This is a genomic window from Paenibacillus sp. IITD108 (assembly GCF_036541265.1).
Classification (GTDB): Bacteria; Bacillota; Bacilli; order Paenibacillales; family Paenibacillaceae; genus Pristimantibacillus.
The window spans coordinates 44,701-66,602 of the sequence record NZ_JAZHCT010000017.1; the positions used below are offsets into that span (position 1 = coordinate 44,701).

At 35.8% G+C, this 21,902-nt stretch carries 18 protein-coding genes; 15 read left to right on the plus strand and 3 right to left on the minus strand.

What is annotated here, in order from left to right; translation table 11 throughout:
* Positions 1–76 precede the first annotated feature (76 nt).
* Both V1L65_RS15910 and V1L65_RS15915 read left to right on the plus strand, forming a co-directional pair.
* Positions 77–1,687: a hypothetical protein gene (locus tag V1L65_RS15910; RefSeq protein WP_331700181.1), complete on the plus strand. Its 1,611-nt coding sequence runs from the start codon at positions 77–79 to the stop codon at positions 1,685–1,687.
* Between the two features lie 13 nt (positions 1,688–1,700).
* Positions 1,701–4,397 (plus strand): TraM recognition domain-containing protein, encoded by a 2,697-nt coding sequence (locus V1L65_RS15915; protein ID WP_331700182.1) that lies wholly within the window; start codon positions 1,701–1,703, stop codon positions 4,395–4,397.
* Positions 4,398–4,945: 548 nt separating this feature from the next.
* On the opposite strand, the gene V1L65_RS15920 is transcribed toward V1L65_RS15915, so the two are convergent.
* Positions 4,946–6,016 (minus strand): hypothetical protein, encoded by a 1,071-nt coding sequence (locus V1L65_RS15920; RefSeq protein WP_331700183.1) that lies wholly within the window; start codon positions 6,014–6,016, stop codon positions 4,946–4,948.
* Positions 6,017–6,479: 463 nt separating this feature from the next.
* On the opposite strand from V1L65_RS15920, the gene V1L65_RS15925 reads away from it, so the two are divergent.
* Positions 6,480–6,914: a hypothetical protein gene (locus V1L65_RS15925; RefSeq protein ID WP_331700184.1), complete on the plus strand. Its 435-nt coding sequence runs from the start codon at positions 6,480–6,482 to the stop codon at positions 6,912–6,914.
* An 855-nt stretch (positions 6,915–7,769) separates the two neighbouring features.
* On the opposite strand, the gene V1L65_RS15930 is transcribed toward V1L65_RS15925, so the two are convergent.
* On the minus strand, positions 7,770–8,795 hold the full coding sequence (locus tag V1L65_RS15930) for a hypothetical protein (RefSeq protein ID WP_331700185.1): 1,026 nt from the start codon (positions 8,793–8,795) through the stop codon (positions 7,770–7,772).
* A gap of 546 nt (positions 8,796–9,341) precedes the next feature.
* On the minus strand, positions 9,342–10,412 hold the full coding sequence (locus V1L65_RS15935; RefSeq protein ID WP_331700186.1) for a hypothetical protein: 1,071 nt from the start codon (positions 10,410–10,412) through the stop codon (positions 9,342–9,344).
* Between the two features lie 618 nt (positions 10,413–11,030).
* Between V1L65_RS15935 and V1L65_RS15940 the strand changes: the two genes are divergently transcribed.
* The 12 genes from V1L65_RS15940 (at position 11,031) to V1L65_RS15995 (ending at position 21,889) form a co-directional block, all read left to right on the plus strand.
* Positions 11,031–11,978, plus strand: a complete 948-nt coding sequence (locus V1L65_RS15940; protein ID WP_331700187.1) for a S1 RNA-binding domain-containing protein — start codon at positions 11,031–11,033, stop codon at positions 11,976–11,978.
* Positions 11,959–12,903: a hypothetical protein gene (locus tag V1L65_RS15945; RefSeq protein WP_331700188.1), complete on the plus strand. Its 945-nt coding sequence runs from the start codon at positions 11,959–11,961 to the stop codon at positions 12,901–12,903. The genes V1L65_RS15940 and V1L65_RS15945 overlap by 20 nt, the downstream gene beginning before the upstream one ends.
* Before the next feature lie 10 nt (positions 12,904–12,913).
* Positions 12,914–13,699, plus strand: a complete 786-nt coding sequence (locus tag V1L65_RS15950) for a hypothetical protein (protein WP_331700189.1) — start codon at positions 12,914–12,916, stop codon at positions 13,697–13,699.
* On the plus strand, positions 13,696–14,784 hold the full coding sequence (locus V1L65_RS15955; protein WP_331700190.1) for a hypothetical protein: 1,089 nt from the start codon (positions 13,696–13,698) through the stop codon (positions 14,782–14,784). The genes V1L65_RS15950 and V1L65_RS15955 overlap by 4 nt, the downstream gene beginning before the upstream one ends.
* Before the next feature lie 21 nt (positions 14,785–14,805).
* The gene (locus V1L65_RS15960) at positions 14,806–16,260 is read left to right on the plus strand and encodes an ATPase, T2SS/T4P/T4SS family (protein WP_331700191.1); all 1,455 of its coding nucleotides are present in this window, start codon (positions 14,806–14,808) and stop codon (positions 16,258–16,260) included.
* Positions 16,260–17,309, plus strand: a complete 1,050-nt coding sequence (locus V1L65_RS15965) for a hypothetical protein (protein WP_331700192.1) — start codon at positions 16,260–16,262, stop codon at positions 17,307–17,309. The genes V1L65_RS15960 and V1L65_RS15965 overlap by 1 nt, the downstream gene beginning before the upstream one ends.
* Positions 17,310–17,480: 171 nt before the next feature.
* Entirely contained in the window at positions 17,481–18,239 is a 759-nt protein-coding gene (locus tag V1L65_RS15970) for a hypothetical protein (protein WP_331700193.1), read from the plus strand.
* Positions 18,240–18,262: 23 nt separating this feature from the next.
* Positions 18,263–18,424 (plus strand): hypothetical protein, encoded by a 162-nt coding sequence (locus V1L65_RS15975; RefSeq protein ID WP_331700194.1) that lies wholly within the window; start codon positions 18,263–18,265, stop codon positions 18,422–18,424.
* A gap of 59 nt (positions 18,425–18,483) precedes the next feature.
* Positions 18,484–18,876, plus strand: coding sequence for a hypothetical protein (locus V1L65_RS15980; RefSeq protein WP_331700195.1), 393 nt, complete (start codon positions 18,484–18,486; stop codon positions 18,874–18,876).
* 17 nt (positions 18,877–18,893) lie between these two features.
* Complete coding sequence (locus V1L65_RS15985) at positions 18,894–19,415, plus strand: hypothetical protein (RefSeq protein ID WP_331700196.1); 522 nt, start codon at positions 18,894–18,896, stop codon at positions 19,413–19,415.
* A gap of 241 nt (positions 19,416–19,656) precedes the next feature.
* Positions 19,657–20,616 (plus strand): S-layer homology domain-containing protein, encoded by a 960-nt coding sequence (locus tag V1L65_RS15990; RefSeq protein WP_331700197.1) that lies wholly within the window; start codon positions 19,657–19,659, stop codon positions 20,614–20,616.
* A 13-nt stretch (positions 20,617–20,629) separates the two neighbouring features.
* The gene (locus tag V1L65_RS15995) at positions 20,630–21,889 is read left to right on the plus strand and encodes an S-layer homology domain-containing protein (RefSeq protein ID WP_331700198.1); all 1,260 of its coding nucleotides are present in this window, start codon (positions 20,630–20,632) and stop codon (positions 21,887–21,889) included.
* Positions 21,890–21,902 lie beyond the last annotated feature (13 nt).

The following is a 21,902-nucleotide window of genomic DNA, read 5'->3' on the forward strand; positions in this document are numbered from 1 at the left end:
ATGCTAGCGAAGGACGCACAGCTACACCTATTGGTGTTGTTTGTGCGTTCTTTTGTTTGGGAAAGGATGATCACTCTTGCGTACTTCAACTTCATTGACTCGTCGATGGAAGAAAAATGTTACACGTAAAGAAAAGCAACAAAAGTATTCTCTCGAAGAACGTATGATTCTAACCAAAGAGAATAAAAATGACTTCAGTATTATATTGGCACTTTACTTTTACAGAGCATTATCGTCTGACCAAATTTACCGTCTAGGTGTAACAGGGATGAAAAAAAATACTCTTTGGAGCAAAATGACTTATCTTACTGAAAGAAAAGTTATTAAGACAATAGTTGATACAGACAAACCAACAGGTTCGTTAAACAGCAAGTATCGCTACATTCTTACAGATCTTGGCCTTCAAGTCATATTGGATGTACTTCAAATTCCGCTCAAGTTACGAGGAGAACCAAAACAATACTTTTCATTAATGGATTTAAGATTGGGGTCTCAAAAGAAACATCACTATTTGAGTGTAGATTGGGTTTCTCGTGTTCAACAACGAATAAAACCATTGCAAATTCCTGATAGTGAATGGAGGCGCTACTTGAACGGTGATCCTAATATTTCAACTACGATTTATAAACCCGATTGGATTATGTATGAACCTCATATTGTTCACAATACAATCATCGAAAATGAGAGATTTGACCTACATCCATTTGTTTATCCTCTAACTATCCGAGATGAAGTATTAACTGAAAAATACAGTGAGCTATCCGAAGGTAGAACGTGGGACTGGAAGTCATTTTATAAACCAATGCTCGTATTGGAAATGGATACTGGCACTATGAATCATAAAGAGTTGAAGAATAAGTACCTAACTATCTTGGATACGTTGAAGCGGGAACAGGATAGAGCCAATTTACCGAAATTATTAGTTTTCTGTAATTATGTTGAACGGTTTAGCCCCCGCTTCAACGAGGATAAAACTGATAACCTTGTCCTAGAGTTACATCCAAATAGTAAAAAACGATTAAGAAACACAAGAAAGTACATGTGTGAAGTTCTACACCAGTCACTACTTGAGGATGAACTAACAGTTCTCCATGGGGATGAATTCGAAACAGTTATTAGAGCTGCAGATTATATTTCTAACAACCAGCAATTTGTTTTTCCGGAACGATTGAATGATCTTTCTTACTTACAGAAACTTTTTTCAAATCATTCTTCGAATCTGAGCATTTTTACACCCGCTTCAGAACAAGGAAAGGCTTGGTGTGATCTTACATCCTATGGAGCAGGACTACCGGATTTCATTGTTAAACAAGATGATGTTAATCGTATTAATGACCGGTTTAATTCAACTGCTCAGAAAATTGATTTTGTATATTATGCGCGAAATGGTTGGGTCAATCCTCAACTAAAAGCTGCAACGTTTGAGAAATGGATTAAATCCGGTGGAGAGTGGCCATTTGTCTCACAGATTCGAGTCATTCTGCTTTATCCGAGTTCAAAAGAATTTCATGACGATATTTTCCCTGTGAAATTTTCAACGAACATTTACTTTGCTAGTTTTGAAGAGCTGGAGGTTGAAAGGAAGTGGGATGAAATGTATGTGCGTGTTCCAGTATTTAAAAAAGGAATTCGTTGGGAGAAGATAACAGGAGTTATATCTGCAGAAGCGGGGGTTGAGGATGAGTAGTCTTTTATCCAAGTTGAATGAAAAGCTGTCTGATTTAAATTATCGAAAGTGGCTTCCTCATTCTTTAGTTGTGATTAGTCATACCATTGTATTACTGATGCTGCTATCTGTTCTAAGAATGAGCTATTCCCTTTTTTGGGGAATTGGAGGTATAGGTGCAACCTCTTTTAAAGAACAAGTTCCAACGTATTTACATTTATTCTTTCCTTTCTACACAAATCCTATGGATGCGAACGTAGTCTATTTTTTAATAGCTGTATGTTTATCTATTTTTACCTGGCTCTTTGGCACAAGAGTTAAAGTATCAAATTCAACTTTTGCTCGAAGGGTAATAAGTTTTATTATTTGTGCAGCTGCAGTTGCATTTCATGTTTGTTTATTTAGCTCAATCGAAATTATTCCAATCGGGTATGATCCGTTAATGTCAGTTCATGACGATTTCGAGTCCCCCTTCAAAGATAGTCTTAATCGTCAATCCGTTCACTTTGTTTCAATGATTATATTGTCTCTACCTTATATCGTACTTTTTTTAGTTCTCATACGCTTGTTTGGACTATATCGGGAAGATAACCTTATACAAGAGTGGTTTAAGAATTATAAGTTTGAGAATAAGCGTTTGGGGAGATTCGGTGATGAAAAAGCAAATGTATTTCCAGATATAACCTTAGCAACTAAAGTTGAAACGAACGTTCCTGCAGTCTTAACTGGTGATTCAAGACAGCTTGGGGTTTCATTGCTTGGCCCGCCAGGAAGCGGGAAAACATCTATGAAGATCATTAAGGCATTTCGACAAGATATGGAACATATGCAGAACATGATTAATGCCTTCCCAAAATACGCGAAGAAATATGGCACAGGGTCAGAAGAGTTTAAACGTGCAATGGCCAAACATTTAATAGCCTCTATCATTATTGAGCCTGCGAAAGACTTATGTGATTCTGCATACAGTATCGCACTAGGTCATGGATTGCCTGAAGAATTAATTATATATCTTGATCCTAGCACTGAGGATACGCCTGGTATTAACTGCATGATCGGACCATTATCTCAAGTTGCAGAAACCATTACTGCTGTATTAGATGGAATGAGCGAAGTTAGTAATGAGTTTTTTCGGCAGGCATGCCGTACTGTCCTAAAGATGTATATTTATCTTATTAAAATTGATCGTATTAATAATTGTGACTTACTTGATCTAGACCGAATGTATCAAGATCCACGGTTTACTATGGATTTAGTCGTATCTGTTGAAAAGTCGATTCCGCCCGATGAAGATATAGCAACAATGGTGAAGGATCAAAGACTATATTGGATGCTGGTGAAGCGGGTTATTCGTTGGTTCAGAAACGATGCACTTTCAATACAAACCGATAGAGATGGAATTGTTATGCGGTATCCAAAAGGCCATGAACATGAAGGTAAGGAGAGAGTTATTGATTTACAATCAGAATTTACAAGACAGACTCGAAATTTACTATCTGATTTGATTATGAATCCATATCTAGCGCGAATACTCATAAATGACAGGAGCGTTGATGTAGATCGGATTCTTGCTAAAGGTGGTATATTACTTTGTAATACGGATAACGGTTTACTTGGTGATGTCTCTAATGCTTTCGGTAAATTAGTATTAATGACCGTGCAAAATGCTGTATTCAGACGTAAGGGCGATGAGAATACGCGAGCCCTTGTTAGTTTATTCGTAGATGAATTCTTTGATTATATAAATCCACCTTACTTAAAACTGGCTAGTCAAGGACGTAAATATAAGATAGCTCCATTTGTTGCCTTTCAAACACTAGCTCAGTTAGCAGTAAAATATGATGACAAGTTTGTTCAAGTTACTCTTGGTACGACTAGGAATCTAATTGTCTATGGTGGAGTTAGTAATTATGATGCTGAAATTCTAACTGAATATTTTGGATCAACAACTATGGATCAAATCATGGTTAGAGAGAGTATTACACCGGATAAAATGCAAAGTCCGAATTTTTCCTATTCGGAGTCGGTTACGAGAGAAGAAGTTGCTGTTGCTACTAAGGATGATATTATGTTCAATCCTTTCAAATTTTCTTATTGTCGACTTGTGCATGAGGGCAGCACACAAAAAGCATTTTTAGCTGAAGGCGACTTCATTGATAAAGGCGAAGCAAATGAGTGGGCTTTAAATTTAAATAAAGGTGCTCTTGAGTATTTTATGAACTACTGGAGAAATGAGCTAATTATTGATCTTCAAGCTGAAGCTGTACCAGAACTTGCTAAACTAGAAGATAGAATTGATGCTGAAGCGAATGAGATTATTGCCCAAGTGGATGAGGAAATAAAGGATTTCACACAGATATCCAAGCGTTTTGATGGATATTCAGTTGATAAGACAACGGAAGCACAGCAATGCGTTGCACTTCAATACTTAGAGGAAAAGGTAGAGAAGGAGAATTTTATCCAGAATGGGTACTTACATACTTCATCTGCAAAGGAACGGGATGAAGAGGATAAGATATTTGCGGCTGAATCACTATCATTTAGTAGAAACATGAGTGACCTTTTAAATGGAGTTAGGTTAAAAAAAAATGAGAAAGTTAATTTTATCGCGGTTAAGCTTGAGGCTGGTCCCAATCATAAATTAGATGATTTAAAGAATGTGTCATTGGAAATTGATTATGATGCACAAGCTTTTGTCCAAGCAGTAAAAGAAAAATCTTTAAAGAGTTAAATTCTCCTGAAAATGTATAGGGATGTTTTATAAGTCTGAAAGGCGAAATAAATCATTTGTAGAAGGGAGTTCGGATTCATAGTGCCATAGCCGCCGGGCACTTAAAAAAAGAGGCATGCTTCCTTGAGAATTTTGATTCCCCTAAAGAAGCCGAGCATTAATAGGGTATTAGGTAATTATTTGTAAAAGAAATAATTTTACCCATTAATATTCACCTCCATGATGTTTTTACCTATCTTAAAAGGGACACGTATAAAAAGCTTGCAACTTAGTTAAGCAACGTTCCCAGAAACGTGAACAGCGGCGTTATGAAGGGAATCCATCTATTCTCTGTATGCAAACCACCTTCATCTTCATACATGTTCGATATGGTTAAACGATCCTTATTGATTACTCTATACCACAGCATGTTACAACGTCGCTACAGTTATTATGCCTATTTCATCGGCAGCAGAACAGTTGAGAGACCGGGGATAAAATACCCTGGTCTACCCAACCAATTATCGTTAAAGGATAAATGATTTTAGATTCTTATCATTTTAGGTTTTCTAGTGGTCTTTATTTTTACCAGCAAGTTTATCTGAAGAAGGAGAGTCAATATTAAGCTCTTTTAACTGATTTAAAATCGTGGGTAAAATTGCCATTTCAAGATTATAGATAGAATCGAGTTTCTCATGAATACTTGACAGTAATTTTATGTCATTTGTTATTCGATATTTTAAGAGGAGATTTAAACTGATTGTTGATTCCTTTACTACATGAGAGTATTGTTTTATTTGCTCAGGTATGAATAATATTTCTTTTGTTTGTATATAATCCAATCTTTTCAACATGATTTGTTTATGTTCTTTTAATAAGTAGAGTGGCCGTACATCAAATCTTCGTTCTGAATCATTGGAATAAACCTTTTTTAATTCTTTATGAATCTGAAGTCCAAAAATATACTCATTTTGAGGAGGGTTAAAATAATTACTTTCTCTATAATATGAGTTTTTTGAAAAAATATAATCCTCCAAATAATGTATGAGAACGTTTACATCGAAGTCGTAAGATGAATTATTATTGTATCTTAGTAAATATACATTATTATGGTAGTGATTATGATTTGGTTGGCTCTTAATTGAGACAAAGGCTTTTTCGAATTCAGAAAAAGCCAGGTCAAATTTTCTGAATTTTTGAGGTTGGCCTTCAGGAGAATTGAAACCTGCAAGATTATAAACCTGCTTTTCTATATCATAGCCATAAATTAAGACTGAATGTGGAAAAAAACGCTTGTTATACGCCAAAGTATTTGGGATATGAAATTCATCAACAATGGTTTGTATATAATAGTCCATATCGATGCAATCAATGATATATTTAGTTATATTTTCTCCATGCCATCGAAATACTGACTGTTTAGAATGACGTTCATAGTCGAAAAGAGACTTCTGAAATATTGGATTTACCGTGTAAAAATCAAAGTAGTCCGCCTGATGATTTATTCTGAGTTTTAATTGAATATAATTACATAGAATCCAAGCGAGCGCGGAATCATGCTGAGACAAGATAGATAGCGCATTTGCATGTTTAGGATACCCATCAATCATTGGATGGGCAATGGGAAGATTCTTTATCAATATACTATCTCCTTCAACGGATTTTTAGAAACTTCGACTCTAAATGACTATTCTAAAATTCAAATGGTGTTATTTGAATAAAAAAGAGTATGTCATTATTTAATGTAGATGTTGTGGGAAATTTCATATTATGTAATAAACATGATTATATCCCTTATATTTAAACTTAACAATAAAGTAAATGTAATTGCTAATTTTAAAGTGACTAAATCCAGCTCATCAGAGAGGGGAAAGGACATATATAGCGTGGTAGATTGAGAGTATATCCGAAAAAACTTAAATCTTGCCTGCATAAGGGTTCTTTCAGTTATGAATCCATATAGTGTATGAAAAATTCCTAGAAAAAGAATCATCCTCAGGCTTAAAGCGAATCCTGTTGAACAGATGTTGATTGGATTCGATCATGTTGAGGTCGAGGGTAATATGTTCAATCTATTCAAATTTTCTTATTGCCGACTTGTGCATGAGGGCAGTACAAAAAAAAGCATTTCTAGCCGAAGGTGACTTCATTGATAAAGGTGAAGCAGATGAATGGGCTTTAAATTTAAATAATGACGATTTAGAGTATTTTATGAACTACTGGAGAGATGAGTTAATTATTGATCTTCAAGCTGAAGTTGTTCTGGAATTTGCTAGACTTAAAGATAGAATTGATGCTGAAGCGAATGAGATTATTGCCCAAGTGGATGAGGAAATAAAGGATTTCACACAGATATCCAAGCGTTTTGATGGGTATTCTTTTAATAAGACAACAGAAGTACAGCAATGTGTTGCACCTCAAAACTTAGAAGAAAAGGCAGAGAAGAAGACTATTATCCAGAATGGAAGCGTACATTCTTTATTTGAGAGGAAGCGGGATGAAGATCAAGCAGTAAAAGAAAAATCCTTAAAGAATTAAATCACTTGCAAAGAACAAAAATGTAAAAGACGAAATGAGTCATTTGTCATTTTCAGGAATTTAAGAGTAGTTATGTCATCGCATGTAGTCTAGAAGAAGAAGCGTAATTACACGCTTTGTATGCCAAAATCTGTACATTGGCTACGTTGAGGAAGCTTGGAACTGGGTACAGGTGCGGTTGGTGTCGATTGGTGAAAAATTTGCGAAGATAGAAAAGATAGGCGTTGACAAGAGTTTACATGATTGAACGATATAGTCGTATTACTCTAAATGATCACGAGGAATTGCAACTGTTATGGATAAGCCATGAACAGAATGAGCTGCTGGTTAATTAAATGGCATAGTTTGATAGATTTGATTGCTGAATTTGCTTTTAAGGATAAGCCTTGAGTCGCAAGCCATACTCGTACGAGAGGTAAGATTAAAGCCTTGGGTGTGGCTGTTGGATGGACTATTCAACCCATGAATTCATGTAAAGACTATGTAATCGTGTGAATCAGTCCTTTGACAGGAGGTTTATTCTTGCTCTTGAATAGAATAGAACTTCCTACACCTCCTGCCAGCGGAATCTGTAAGAAGTTCCTATCGAATACATCACAAACTTACGAAGATCAATGCTTTAAACATGATCTCCTAACAGTCTGAACAATACTCAGCTTCGCTAGAGGAAAACGGTAGGAACAAATTTATGATATTCACCTTATTACCGTAAGTAGTTACAGCTAGGTCAATCTAAGTTATCATGAAAATATAACAGTTTTAAGCCTATAAATAAATAAACAACAATACAATGTTATAGTCTTTGTACTAAAAATCATCAAATAATAGACCATCATCTTAGAAATCGTAACATTACTACTTAATTAGTTCTGAAAGTAGCACATCCAAGGCAATTCGCTCCTGATATGCTATGTCATCTATCATACTTAAGATATTTTTAATTGTATCAGGATTGTATTTTATATTGCATTTAATAACAGTATTTCTCAAAATAAGAGATTTTCTTTCTATGTCTAAAAAAAGCTTTATTTCCTTAAACTTCAAAAAACCAAGAGAATAAAGATAATCTATTCTGAAGTTCATACATTTTTTATGGTCATATAAGATGTGAAAGGCACGAACATCGAAATCTAGTTGATCATTATTCCTAAAAATCACATATTCCTTAAGGGTGGTATATACGTCTAAACCATATTTACCTTTGATGGGGTTCCTTATCATTGAAAGGTGTTCAGATGAATTGACAGAGTAATAATAATCATTTAAAAGACTAATTATATTATTAATATCTAATTTATATTCGTTTTTATTACTGGACTTATACATAATAACATAATCTAAGTATTCAGCCCGATTTCTTATCTCGAATAATTCTTTACTATAATAAGCTTTTTTAATATCTTCCCTTTTTACTGTTAGTTGTTTATATCCTGTATTATCAAAAAAGCCAGCACAATAAAACACGTTCCTTTCCTCTTCGTATCCATACACAAGAATTGAATGAGGAAAAGTATTTTTGTAATAATGTTGAGTTCCTGGTATGTAATATTTATCAATAAATAACCAAACATAATAATCATCGTTGAGCATATTAATAACAAATTCTGTTATATCATTTGAAAGCATGTCAATTAAATTTCTTTTGATTTTCTGTTTGGATATAACAGGGACTTCATGGTGTAGGAAATTCGTGGTAAAGAAATCAAACCACGCAGAAATATAGTTATTATCCTTTATAAAATTATCACTTGCAAATAGCTGTATATAATTACTTAATATCCAAGGTTTAGATCCGTGAGAATTTTGAATTCCCGAAAGAAGCTGGGCATGAAGAGGGTATGAGGTAATTATTGGTTTTGTAAAAGAAAGAATTTTATCCAATAGTGTTCACCGCCATGATATATTTACCTATCTATAAAAGGGCAAGTACGAAAGACTTGCAACTTATTCACAGAAAAGCGTGTTTACAAATCCAGTTTAATCCTAGAAATGAGATCGGCTGTGGAACCTTGCATTAAAAGCTTGTGAAGAGGATCCTTCTATAGACTCTAAACATCTTTTCATCTTTAATTATCAAAAGCACAGTGAATAGAGATTAGCCCAAACGAGACTGATAACTTCGTACTGTTGTGTGCCAGAGGTTCCTTCCTTTATGTTTACATATGGCGACACACGGTGCGCAAAGAAAAGGTTCAATATAGAATCATCAATTTATTTACCGTCTCTATCATCAAGCCTGGTCGATATTGTCAAACAATATTTTAACGTCGTACTCTATTAGCTACAGTATCTTAGAGGCTTCTTGTTGCCTATTTCATCGACAGTTGCACGGTTTGGAGACGGGGATGAAATTCCCCGTTCTATTCAACCATGTAGAGAGAATTATCGTTAGAGAATAAAATTTAGTTTCTAATCGTGTTAGGTTTTCTAATGGTCTTTATTTTTGCTAGCTAGTTTATCTGATGAGGGAGAGTCAATATTAAGCTCTTTTAACAGATTTAAAATCGTAGGTAAAATAGCCATTTCAAGATTATAGATATTATCGAGTTTCTCATGAATTTTTGACAATAATTTTAGCTCATTCGTTATTAGATATTTTAAGAGGAGATTTATACTGATTGTTGATTCATTTACAACATGAGAATATTGTTTTATTTGTTCAGGTATAAATAATATTTCATTTGTTTGAAAATAATTCAATCTATTCAACATGAGTTGTTTATGTTCTTTCAATAAGTAAAGTGGCCGTACATCAAATTTACATTTTGAATCACTGGAATAAACCTTTTTCAATTCATTAAGAACCTCAATACCAAAAATATATTCATTTTGAGGAGGATTAAAATAGTTGCTTTCTCTATAATATGAGTTTTTTGAAAGGATATAATCTTCTAAATAATATATGACAACGTTTACATCAAAATCATAAGAAGTATTATTATTGTATCTTAGTAAATATACATTATTATGGTAGTGATTATGATTTGGTTCACTCTTAATTGAGACAAAGGCTTTTTCGAATTCAGAAAAAGCCAGGTCAAATTTTCTGAATTTTTGAGGTTGGCCTTCAGGAGAATTGAAACCTGCAAGATTATAAATTTGCCTTTCTGTATCATAGCCATATATTAAGACTGAATGTGGAAAAAAACGCTTGTTATATGCACGAGTATTGGGGATATGAAATTCGTCAACAACGGTGTATATGTAATAGTCCATATCAATGCAATCAATTATATACTTAGTTATATTTTCACCATGCCATCGAAATACAGACTTTCTAGAATGACGTTGGTAGTCGAAAAGAGATTTCTGAAATACTGGATTTATTGTGTAAAAATCAAAATAGTCCCCTTCGTGATTAATTCTAAGTTTTAATTGAATATAATTGCATAGAATCCAAGCGAGGGCAGAATCATGCTGGGACAAGATAGATAGCGTATTTGCATGTTTAGGATACCCTTCAATCATTGGATGGCCAATGGGAAGTTTTTTTATCAATAGACTATCTCCTTTAAACGAATTTTCATAAACTTCGACTCTAAATCATCTTGAAGGGAGTTTATTCTAAAATTAAAATTGAACTCCACTGTTTTTGTGTAATGGTGTTGTAGGAAAATTCATATTATGTAATAAACAAGATTATATCCCTTATGTTTAGATTTAACAATAAAGTATATGTATTTGCTATTTAAAAGTGACTAAATCTACTTCTTCACAAGGGGGAAAAGACATACACAGCATGGTAGATAGAGAGTATGTTCGAAAAAACTGACGGGTGGCTATTCGAAGATTAAGTACGAAATTAAATTTCGCAAGGTAAACCGTAAGAAGTTCTTTATTTCTGGAATGGTACAAATCGTTGATTGTTGGTTGAATTTTAAAAATAGCTTTCCGTTCAATGATCGATTTCAATGCCTTCCGTCTCATTCTGGCGTTCAAAAACAATCTGCTGAAGGAAGCTGGTTTAAAATAAAAAACTCTTGAATTCCGTAGATCTATCGTTTATGGTAATAAGTAAGAAAATATTATCGTAGCGAAGGACGCATAAATAACCTCTATAGGGGTTGTTTATGCGTCTTTTTTTCGTTACCCCTACAAATCCAAGGAGGAGTACAAATGAGTCTGAATCAGCACGTATTGGAGATTTTGAGAGAGTCGATGGTTAGAAAGTGGGTTCAGTACGGAAAAGTTGAACAAATTAAGTCGGCTATTATAAAAGGCAAAAAAGAAGAAGTTGTCATTATTAATTTCCAAAACGTTAATCTCTATTGCAAAAAGGAAGACTTTGTTGATCGTAATGTAGCATCGTTAAATGGCTTTGTTCATACAAAAGTACCATTTATCGTAACGTCCTTAAATGAAGATTATGTATTAGTTAGCAGGCTGCAGGCTATACCTAAAGTCGTGAACCAATTTCTAGCCAATACTCGTCAAGGAGATCATGTAAGAGGGGTTGTAACAGGGGTATTGGACACAAACGTAGTCTTTCTAGATGTAGATGGTTTCCCTTGTATAATACCAGCAGCTGAATGGGATGTTCGAAAAATCAGAAATCTAAAAGACATTCTTCCTATAGGAGCCGAGGTTGAAGCAAAGGTTTTGGAAATTAGAAAGGAAGAAAATCTAGGAACAGAACTAAGGGAAGAAAATACGGATGAAATGGCGGCAGATGAGCAAGAGTTGGCAGAAACTAAGTCTTCCAGTTCTAGAGAGTTTGGTTATCGTGTCATCTTATCACGTAAGGATGTAATTGTAGAAGGTAAAGAAAGATTTTGGGACGATATTGAAGAACATCACAATATTGGCGATAAAGTAGCAGTCACCATTACAGGCAAGGCACCAGGTAATAATAGTTACTATTGTGAACTACCAACGGGTATTACCCTAATTGGGAATTTAGCAAGTAATTTAAGAAACAAATACTACTCCGGTTTGCCATCCGGTGTTGTTGCAACTGCGGAAATCACTCGTCTTGATAAAGAGACTAAGCGTGGAAGAGTTCTAATATTTAAGTTAGAAGCCAATCACGCAGCTATGATGTCTAATGCATTCAACTTTATCTAATACACAAACTCAGCCGGTTTCACTTTGGACTACAAAAGATGGGCAAGTTCCTTTCTTCGATGACCCGACTTTTAATATTGAGATGTTAAAGTGGAACCGCGAACCGGACACGGCCTTTGACTCTGTTTATAGGCGAGTGCTTCGAGGTGAAATATCAAAGATTGATATTGATATCGCAATTGTATTAGCACGGGCAAAGGTACTGACAGAGAAGCAATTGCGGCATCTATTCCGTAATATCTTTCCGCAGTCACACAAATTGGCAACCAGATTAAGGTTTTTACAAAAGATTGGTTGGTTTGAAGGATGGCGCCTGGAAAGTCAGTTTAATGATCGGGAACATTTGTGGAGTATTGGGATAGCTGCAAAAAATTATCTAGGGTACGGTCTAGGGATGGAAGTACCTGATCCCATCCGCATTTCTCAATCAATAAAAAATTGCTTACCGTTTTGTGCCATAAACGACATAAGAATTATGCTTGTTGAAAAGGGTGTATTAAAACCAGACGAATTTTATTGGTATCCGGAATTGGCACCAGATTACGAATCACCAATGGCACTGATGGCAATGCAGACCCCAATAGGTAAGATGGTAATGTACGTCGAGAGGCTATCTCAAAATAAGCTTCCTGCACGCTTCATGGCTAGAAAAATTAAACAATACCTAAAGACATTTTCAGAAAATGGAGGGTTATATAATCCAATACCAAATAGTTTGCCACCTGTTATCGTTTGGAGTTGCGGATCGGAAGAAGCTATGCGGAATATACTGAGTGTTCAAAAACAGTTTCCAAGCGACATAACACAGTTTTTTCTCGTTGACGAATTTATTAAAGAGAATGACCTACGTTATGCGTGGCGGGTTGCTACAATGAATGCTTCAGGAGAGGCAACTATTCGCGCTTTTGATATGGATTTCTTGTGAGGAGAATAACATGAAGATTAAAGTTAACGCTTTGTTTTTTTTATCCCTTTTGATAGCAGCAGCGGGATTCACTATGTTCCTTCTTTTATTTATTAAAGGAGAAGAGCTTCTGCCAAAAGAGTACGTATTCACACCAAAATCAAATTTGATTGACACCTATACGGATATTACTTCCGAGAATTTTAAGGAATTATTTGAATTACAAGAAGTATTAAAGGCATCCGTCACACCTAATATGGTTACTGTGGACAAAATGGATGCTGTCATGAATAAGTCTTTTGTTAGTCCTTTACATAAAGGGGAGTACTTGACTACCTTTCATGTAGCAGATCCGATCCTGGTTCCAGACGATGGCGAAATGCCATATCCCATACCAAATGATTGGTGGGCTGTCATTGACTGGACAGGTCGTATCGGAGATGTTGGTGAGATATGGCTGACACCAACGGAATCATTGAGAAAATGGTATGAGCAACAAGAGCAAAGCTCGAAATTGCTTGATTCCATCAATGGGACAGAAATAGCAAAGATTACTGAGTATATAGTCGTTCCAGATAAAGAAAATCGCCCATTATCTAAGCCTATTTTCGAGAACGTACGGGTAAGATATGTATTTGATTCATCGAACCGACAAATTCGAAATGCCGAAGAAGTTGACGATCGCTCAGAGGGTACTGGTCGGCCGGAAAATGTGAAAATGTTTTTAACACCTGAAAAATTTGCAAATTTGAAGCTGGCTGTTGAAGAGGGATACAAACTTATTTTAGCAGTGGATAATGGAGTGGTGAGAAAATGAAGGTTGGTGTAACAGGTAAGACTAGCCGTATCGTTGCTGTTGTTCAACAGATTAAAGGTATTACCGACACTGTATTTTCAATGGATAGTGAGGGCGAATCACTAGGTTCCTGTGACGTAATTCTTCTTGATAACTTAAATTCTAAGGAAATTGATTCCATATGGAATCAATATTCTGATACAACGATAGCCTATGTAATGGATGTACAGAATGGTATTCGATCTGATTTTGGACAAATCAAAGAATTGTGCGTAATCAAAAATATTCCCTTTATTACTATTTACGAAGGGGTTATTGAAGAAGAGATAGAGAAATTTCTTTTTCCTTCACGGTATGAAGGGAGACTACAACCGTGTATATCCTTGATTTCTGTACATCGAAAATCTGGAGCATCAGAGATTGCCCGCGCATTGAGCCAGCAAATTGCTGATAAAACTACAGGCAGCATAGGCATAGTAAGTCTCGATCCATATGATGTTATTTCAGTTGAGAATGGTATTACTCAAATATATCGCGAGTTTGATATTGGTGGACTTACTCCAGGACGTATCAAGGAGCTGGCGACAAGCCTTGACGATAACCTATTCTATATAGCCGGTAATTCAAAGCTGGAGTCCTCACGGACGATGGACCCCTATAAATTAGAACAAATCTATTCGTTAATTCAATCAGCTTTTGATTTCACCATTTTTGTGGTCTCCCCATATTGGGATAATGCAATGACTCTAGTCAATCTGAAAAATGTAAAGCGTAAATATCTGATAGCGACGTCAAATCGCGATGACATGAAAGAGTTTTATTCATATATACCTCAAATCAGGTATCAGTTTGAGCTAGACCTACGAAACAATTCATTTATTTTTAACTATGATGGGCTTGGAACTGAAGCAAAAAGCAGTGTGAGCAATCAATTATCTGCAGGATGCGTATTACAGTTGCCTTACGTACCTGGGCCTAATCCCATGTCGAAGAAATTTACACAGGCAGGCTTAGGGAAATTGGCAAAAAACTTGGTTGATGAGCATAGGCTGCCGCTTAAAACCGAACAAAAGGCTAAAGGTTGGTTTTTTAAAAAGTCAGGTTAATGGTAACGGATGGTGATTACAATGGTAGCGTTGCTATCAGAGACAAAAAATAGAGAAATCCCTCAAAATGTCTTGGCGGACTACATGAAAGAGGGAGAAAGCAGCGTATTTGATGGTCGAATTCAGATGTTTCAGTTCAAAAATGCAATTGAACTGGTGGATCAATGGTTTAAGGATCGTTTAACCAAAGCCAAAGATTCAAAAGAACAAAAAAAACATGTGAATCAGACACATCGAGCAACAAAAGGTCATCCCGAGGAAGTAGAAGAAGTAAAAACGATAATTAGACAAATTGTAGATGAATATAAATTGCATGATATACAGCCCCCTGCAATTTATCCGGATCTTGTGGATGCTTTATTTCACGAAACATGGGGCAATGGCTGCGTGAGCGTATGGATGGAGAAATATCGAACTGTCGGTAAGTGTAGAGTAAACGGAAAAGAAGTACGCTATCGGCGGCCCAATGATCGAGTACACCGCACGCATGAACAGTATGAGAGTATGCAGGATGTTTATCGGCTCATAGATAATTTGACTCGTAGTGAGGATGGGGCGATTATGTCTCGTGAAAAGCCTTATGCCGAGCTGCAGCTTTATAATGGCACACGGGTTGTTATTACAATACCTCCGATGAGTAAACATCCAACTATCGTATTTCGAAGAAATACTCTCGAGCAATTTACATTGCAGCAACAAATAAATTTAAACACTATAGCAAGTGAAAGCCCCCCAATTTATCGTATGCTAGCGCGTTGTGGTACTAAGTTAATACTAACCGGGGAGCCAGGCGTGGGGAAATCAACGTTTTTGTTAACCATGTTTATGGAAACGAGAGCTGATCTAGTGACCGTAACAGCGGAGAATGCATGGGAATTGGACTTGAAAGCCAGATTTCCAGACCGTGATATTACTGAATTTGTTGGTGATGACCGTACAATGGTTCCAGTAGTATTCCCTAGAACACTGCGAATGGACCCGCAAATATATGTCATTGGTGAAGTGCGGGAAGTAGAAGCACCCATGTATAAGGAAGCTTGTGCGAACACTAGGGGTTTGGTAATAACGACGATGCATGAGAAAAATTCGACAAACGTTCCCGGCACGCTTGCTCGTAAAGAGCTGCGGCATACGGAAGGATTAAACTATCGCATCTCTTTAACGGATTATGCTAGCTTAATTGACTTTGTTTTAGTGTTCGAAACGGATGAGGACGGCGAAACTATTCGCAACGTTGAACTAGCAGAGATTCATTTTGATCCTCTAACAATGGGGGTAGAAAGTAGAAAAATCATGTGGTATGACGGTGAAAAGTGGTGTTATAGCGCTGAGATTGATCCTGAACTACAAAAAAGCATGAGGAAAAAAGACCGTATAGCGTATACAGAAGGTATGAATGCCCTTCAGTCCCTTTCACAGCAGAATCCAATTCCAAATGAGGTTCGAATAACGAGACTCTCTTGGGGGGATCGCTAATGCTTGATAATCTTGCGCAGTTTTTTCTACGAAATTGGTTTATGTTCGCTGCCTTTTTAATTCTGTTTGGGACATTAATCATGGCCAGTATTGTCTTTCTAAAAGCTCTTCATCTATATCAAGAGCATAAGGATAAGAAGCGATTTGAAACTCTTGGAAATTTACAGCTAAGTAATACTGACGAGATATTTAATAATCGCATTCTGCGCTATATTTCTATGCATCTTGAAGTTATTTTTGGTATTCCTTTAGCTGGCGCCAAGATTGGAACATATCTATTTCTATTCTTTAGCGCTGTTATTGGATGTATGACAGGATACTACTTATTTGATATTTACGGTAAATGGGATGCTAATTTGCCATATGACCAAGTCGGTATAGGTGTGTCAGTTATTATAGGACTTTGTGCGAGTGGAGTACCATTTTTACTCTTACATGCAGTTTTGCAGCAACGACGAGCTAAACTAAGCCACGAAATACTTCCCTTCTCTGAGGAATTTGAAAAGAGATACCTCATAGATAGGGATGCGTATGCTGTTCTAAATTCAATGGTAGATTCTATTAAGAATGCTACTATGCAGCGTTTAACTTATAACTTGATACAAGGTTTACAAGCCAAAAACCGAATGCGAGCAGAGCATGAATTAGTACTGTTTGAACATCAAATAGGGACAAGGTTTGCAGAAATTCTGTGCATTTTGCTTCGAGAAGCATTAGGAATAACAACTGATGTCCGGAATGATAATCGAAGGGAAAATAAGGACATACGTGTAGGCATACGATCACTTATTGAAAAAATGCATATGATTCAGCGTGTTAATCATGAGGATCGACCAGAGAAACAGGAGATATTTCAAATTGGGTTAGCGACTTTTCCTGTTTTATACGGTGTTTATTATCTAACAAGTGGGATTATGCCAGAATCAACCGCCAAACGATATCTGTTTGAAATTCCAGCACAACTAAATTTCTTTGTACTAGCTGTAGTGCTTGGTTTTGTAGGGCTAGCAGTCAATATCCTAATATCAAGGAGAAAGTTTGATCTTTAAATTGAAGGGGGGTGTTTTTATATCGAAACATTGCAATATTGGATCTCCATAAATCTATATTCGTTGATGCTATATGGAGGTTTATTTTCAATAGCTGTCTCAGTTATTCTATCTTTTGTGTCTATAAATAGGGGACACCGCTCTGTAGCAATACATGAGTTGCGAATATATATGCGGCTAGAAATTAATGACCAAGTCGCGAAATTAAGTAAATGGTATGAGAATGAATTGGCAGAACGTTTGTTAATCTCAATGGGGGCACCTAAGTGGTTGACTGCAAGCAAATTGAAAATATTTAGGGATGGTCTGTGTATTGTTCTCATCATAATTTTGTTAACAAGGTTGTTTGTAAATGGAGGCGGGGAATTCTATTATCCTCTTGTTTTCATAGCAGCTGTATTTTCAGCACTATCGCCTACTGAACAATTTCCATCTATATTTACCATGTTTGTCGCTCCTTTGTTTCAAAGAATTCATAATTATCGAGTGGGTAGAGAAACAGCCGTTTTTATTCAGCTACTTCGAAATGAGGTAAATGAGAAGCATGAACGTTCTGTACTATCTATTATCAGACAATTTCAGAATTATTTTAAAATCTTACAACGAGATCTATTACTTCTAGAGCATGAATGGAAGAACCGTAAGTTGGCACTAAAAAACTTTGCGGCGCAATATCCTAATAATCAAGAAATAGATGTAATTTGTTCTGTGCTTGAGAAACTTGAAGAAATCGGCTATGAAGCAGCTGCAAAATCCTTGGCAGAAAACGAAGACACATTAGCCGAAAAACAAACAGCAAGTTATAAATCAAGGCAAAAAGATATTAATCAGGTATTAACCCTAGTTAACATTAGTGGGGTTGCAGCTGCGGCTCTTTGGGGTGTACTAGCTTTGTTTATTTGGGCTTATTCATTTGATATTAATTACTAAAATTAAAATTGGAGGTTTTTATTATGAGTTGGACTTGGAAAAAGATTTTAGGATTTGGAATTACGGGGCTTCTAATAATGACGCTTATTTTCGCGCCAGCGACGGGTCTTATCGCTAAGGTGAACAATTCTCATGCAAAAGCGGTTCAACGTGTCGACGACACTACAGACTCTTACGCAAAGTAAATAGGACGGAGAGAAAGAGGGGGGTATCCCTCTCTTTTTCCTTGATTAGGGGGATACATATGAAGTTTGTTTATACAATAATTTTATTTCTCTTGATTGTCAGCTTAGCAATAGTGGTAATCATACTTGATCATGCTGACACTAAGAATCAAGTTTATCTTGAAATGGCGATCACTGAAGCTATTCTTAAAGCAGCTCCCTATGGTTATATAACTCCTGAGATCCAACAAGAGGTAAAGCAATTTTTAGTCGATGCTCGTTCGTTTAAATCTGAAAATATCATAATGGAAGGTACTATAAACCTTGCTGAAAGAAAAATAAAAGGTTCCGGTGATGAGAGAATCCATCTAAAAATCACCTATCCGAGAACTGTCCTAATATTCTTCGGGAATATTATTAATAAACCAATAGGATCTTATCGCTATATTAATACAGAATTCCCTACTTCTTAATTGAGGAGTTTTAATATATGAAAATGGTATTAATGTTAATCTCACTTTTGGTTGCCATAGTAACTATCTTTAATGTAAACCTTGAAGATCGAATGATTATGCTTGGTGAGGTACGATCTTATGGAACTGTAATATTAGCAGCTCATGACGCAGCTGTTGTAGATAAATCCCTTAAAGCTGAAGGATATATTGTATTTGATGAGATTGCTGGCACAGCCAATTTCAGAAGAAGTTTAAAAGATAATCTTGTACTTGATGATCAATTGTATCCAATAAATAACGCAATTTTTAGTGGTCAAATTAAAACTGTAGGGCTATTCTTTGTGGGTGATAATAAGGTTCCTCACGACGGATTAGGACGACCGATATATCCGTATGAATTTGTGCAGAGTGTAATGTATCGCAATGAAGTTATTACTTTGCGAGAAACTTTGCTGGGTCCAAGTGTTGTAGCTCTGATTGAAGCACCGCTAAATGTAGAAGGTGATATTGTGAAGCTAAAGAAAGCAGTCTATCGGTATTTGGATAAGAGGTTATAAATGAAAACGAATGTTCCATAAATCAGCAAAATATGGTATTCTTATTTTGTATAATATATATTTTTATACCTTCTATTGCTAGTGATACTCTTCTATAAGGGGAGTACTGTTTTAATAAAGAATTATATTAAACATGAGTAGCGAAGGACGCACTTACCCAACTATAGGGTAAGTACGTCCTTTTTCTGCTTTTACTAGCAAAAGAGCTTATTTAAAAAAATAACCAGGAGAGTGAATTTAATTGAACAATAATGTTAAGGGCTTGTCTTTTGTACTGATTTTGGTTCTTATGATGTCTATAGTCTCAGTACCAGTTAGTGCAGCTTCAGAAACTAAAGATAATATTGTGAATAAGAGTTATGAACTTCAAGAATCAGTTAAACAAATACAGTTTACACTTGAAGGGAAAAAATCTTTTTCATCTAGGATTATTCTTCCAGATGGTAAAATTATAGAGAATAAAAAAAGTACTGAAATTAAGGACAAGGATGGATCTTATTGGGTAAGTTCTTACTCGTTAACACCAGCGGCCAAGGGAACCTATCGATTCGAAATTATTACAAAAGAGATAATGTACTTCAATTTGAAGGTCGAAATTCCGTTATTCTCTGATATAGCCAATCATTGGGCGAAGGATGCGATAAGTGAGTTTGTTAAGAAAGGGGTAGTAAATGGGAAATCTAAAGGGGTATTTGCGCCGGATGCAAAAGTTACTGGTGAAGAACTAACAAAAATGCTAGTTATGGCTTTATCCGATGAAAATGATCAAGGGAATAGACAATGGGCACGCGCTTTCAGATGGAAAGTGCTCGATGAAGAAATAAAAAGATCAATGGGTCTTGCCGAATACCAGTTTATCACGAAATCAGGAGAGCACTGGTCAACTCCATATATTGCTGCTGCTAAGGATCTAAATGTAATGAAATGGTCTGATCCGGCATTAAAGTCTTCTTTCAAACGCAAGGATGTTGCTTTGTTACTATATAACATTATGCAGCTTACGACTGACCAAGAGATAAGTGTTAAAACTTATAATGATACATCTAAACTTTCTAATGATTACCAGAAGGCTATTGCCCTTGTAAGTCAGTTCAGTATTTTTAATGGATACAAAGATGGAACTTTTCGTCCAGATCAAGATGTTACAAGGGCTGAAGCTGTTATTGTTTTAAAACGGCTAATCCAATACTTATTAAACTAGGGGGTATTTATATATGAAGAAAATCATTTTAACAGTAGTGGCTTTCGTAGTATTGATTGCAGCTGCTCCAATTAGCACACAAACAATTAATGCTGCTAATTCGAATCCTTTTAAAGATATTAATAACCATTGGGCAAAAGATACTATTTTACAGGCTTACGACAAGGGTTTAGTAGATGGCTTCCCTGACGGTACATTTCGACCAAATGATGTAGTAAAAGCCGATCAGTTTATTGTTATGATGCTACGTGCTTTTTCCGCAAACGTTGACGGATACACAGTGTTTGATCCTGAGTGGTATGAGTTTCTTTCTGACTTTCAACCAGGTCATCTTGGAACAATTAGATCGGCTGTCCGTAAAAATCAGTTTGATTTCCAAACAGCAAAGAAAGGCTATTGGGCAAAGCCATATGTAGATATGCTTTATGAAATGCCATATTTACTTGAATATGATAGCGTATTTCCAAAAGACTACAAACGATTCGAAAAACAAATAAAGCGTGAAGAAGCGAGCTATTTGTTAGGGGAATGGTACAGTCATTTTGAAGGTGGCATAGAGGGAAATTATGATAGTTTCGTCAATAAGAATAGTGGTCTAAAGGACTTTAATACTTTTACAGATATAGTTGGGAAGTATAAAGCAATGGTATTGACTACAGGTCTTATGAACGGATATCCCAACAAATATTTTTACCCTCACCGCTATGTTACAAGAGCCGAAGCGTTAACTATGGTGTTACGCTTACGTGATTCTTCCTTACGTACACCATTTAAGCCAAATCTAAAAGGACAGTATTATACAGAAATTAATGGTTACATTGCTTTGTTCAGTGATAAGTATAAATTTGATATTTATAACGAACTCGTAGCATTAGGAAAGAAACATATTAAAAAGGGATATCTAGATATTAAAAATTCCTATTCGATGGCTGTCTTTGCGAGCAAAGATGATGCGGAAAGTTGGGATTATTACACACGTACAGGTATGTGGCATTTAAGACCACAAGTCGAAATGACAGCGGGTGTAGATAGTAATGATAGCAGAAGAGTAAATGTAGCGTATTCTCGTGATAATAAACTAATTTATAGCGAAGATTATTTTAATGCAGTTTTAGAATTGTTTGCAGGAAAAGGAAAAGGGGCAGAGCTTAAGAAAGTAATGCAGTCGAAAGAAAAAGATCTAACATCCCATCCATTGACCTTTACCTTTAACAAGAAGGATTTCTCCATTTACTTAGAAGGATCGCTTATTGTCTTGCATATGGCATACTAAGGAGGATGTTGAG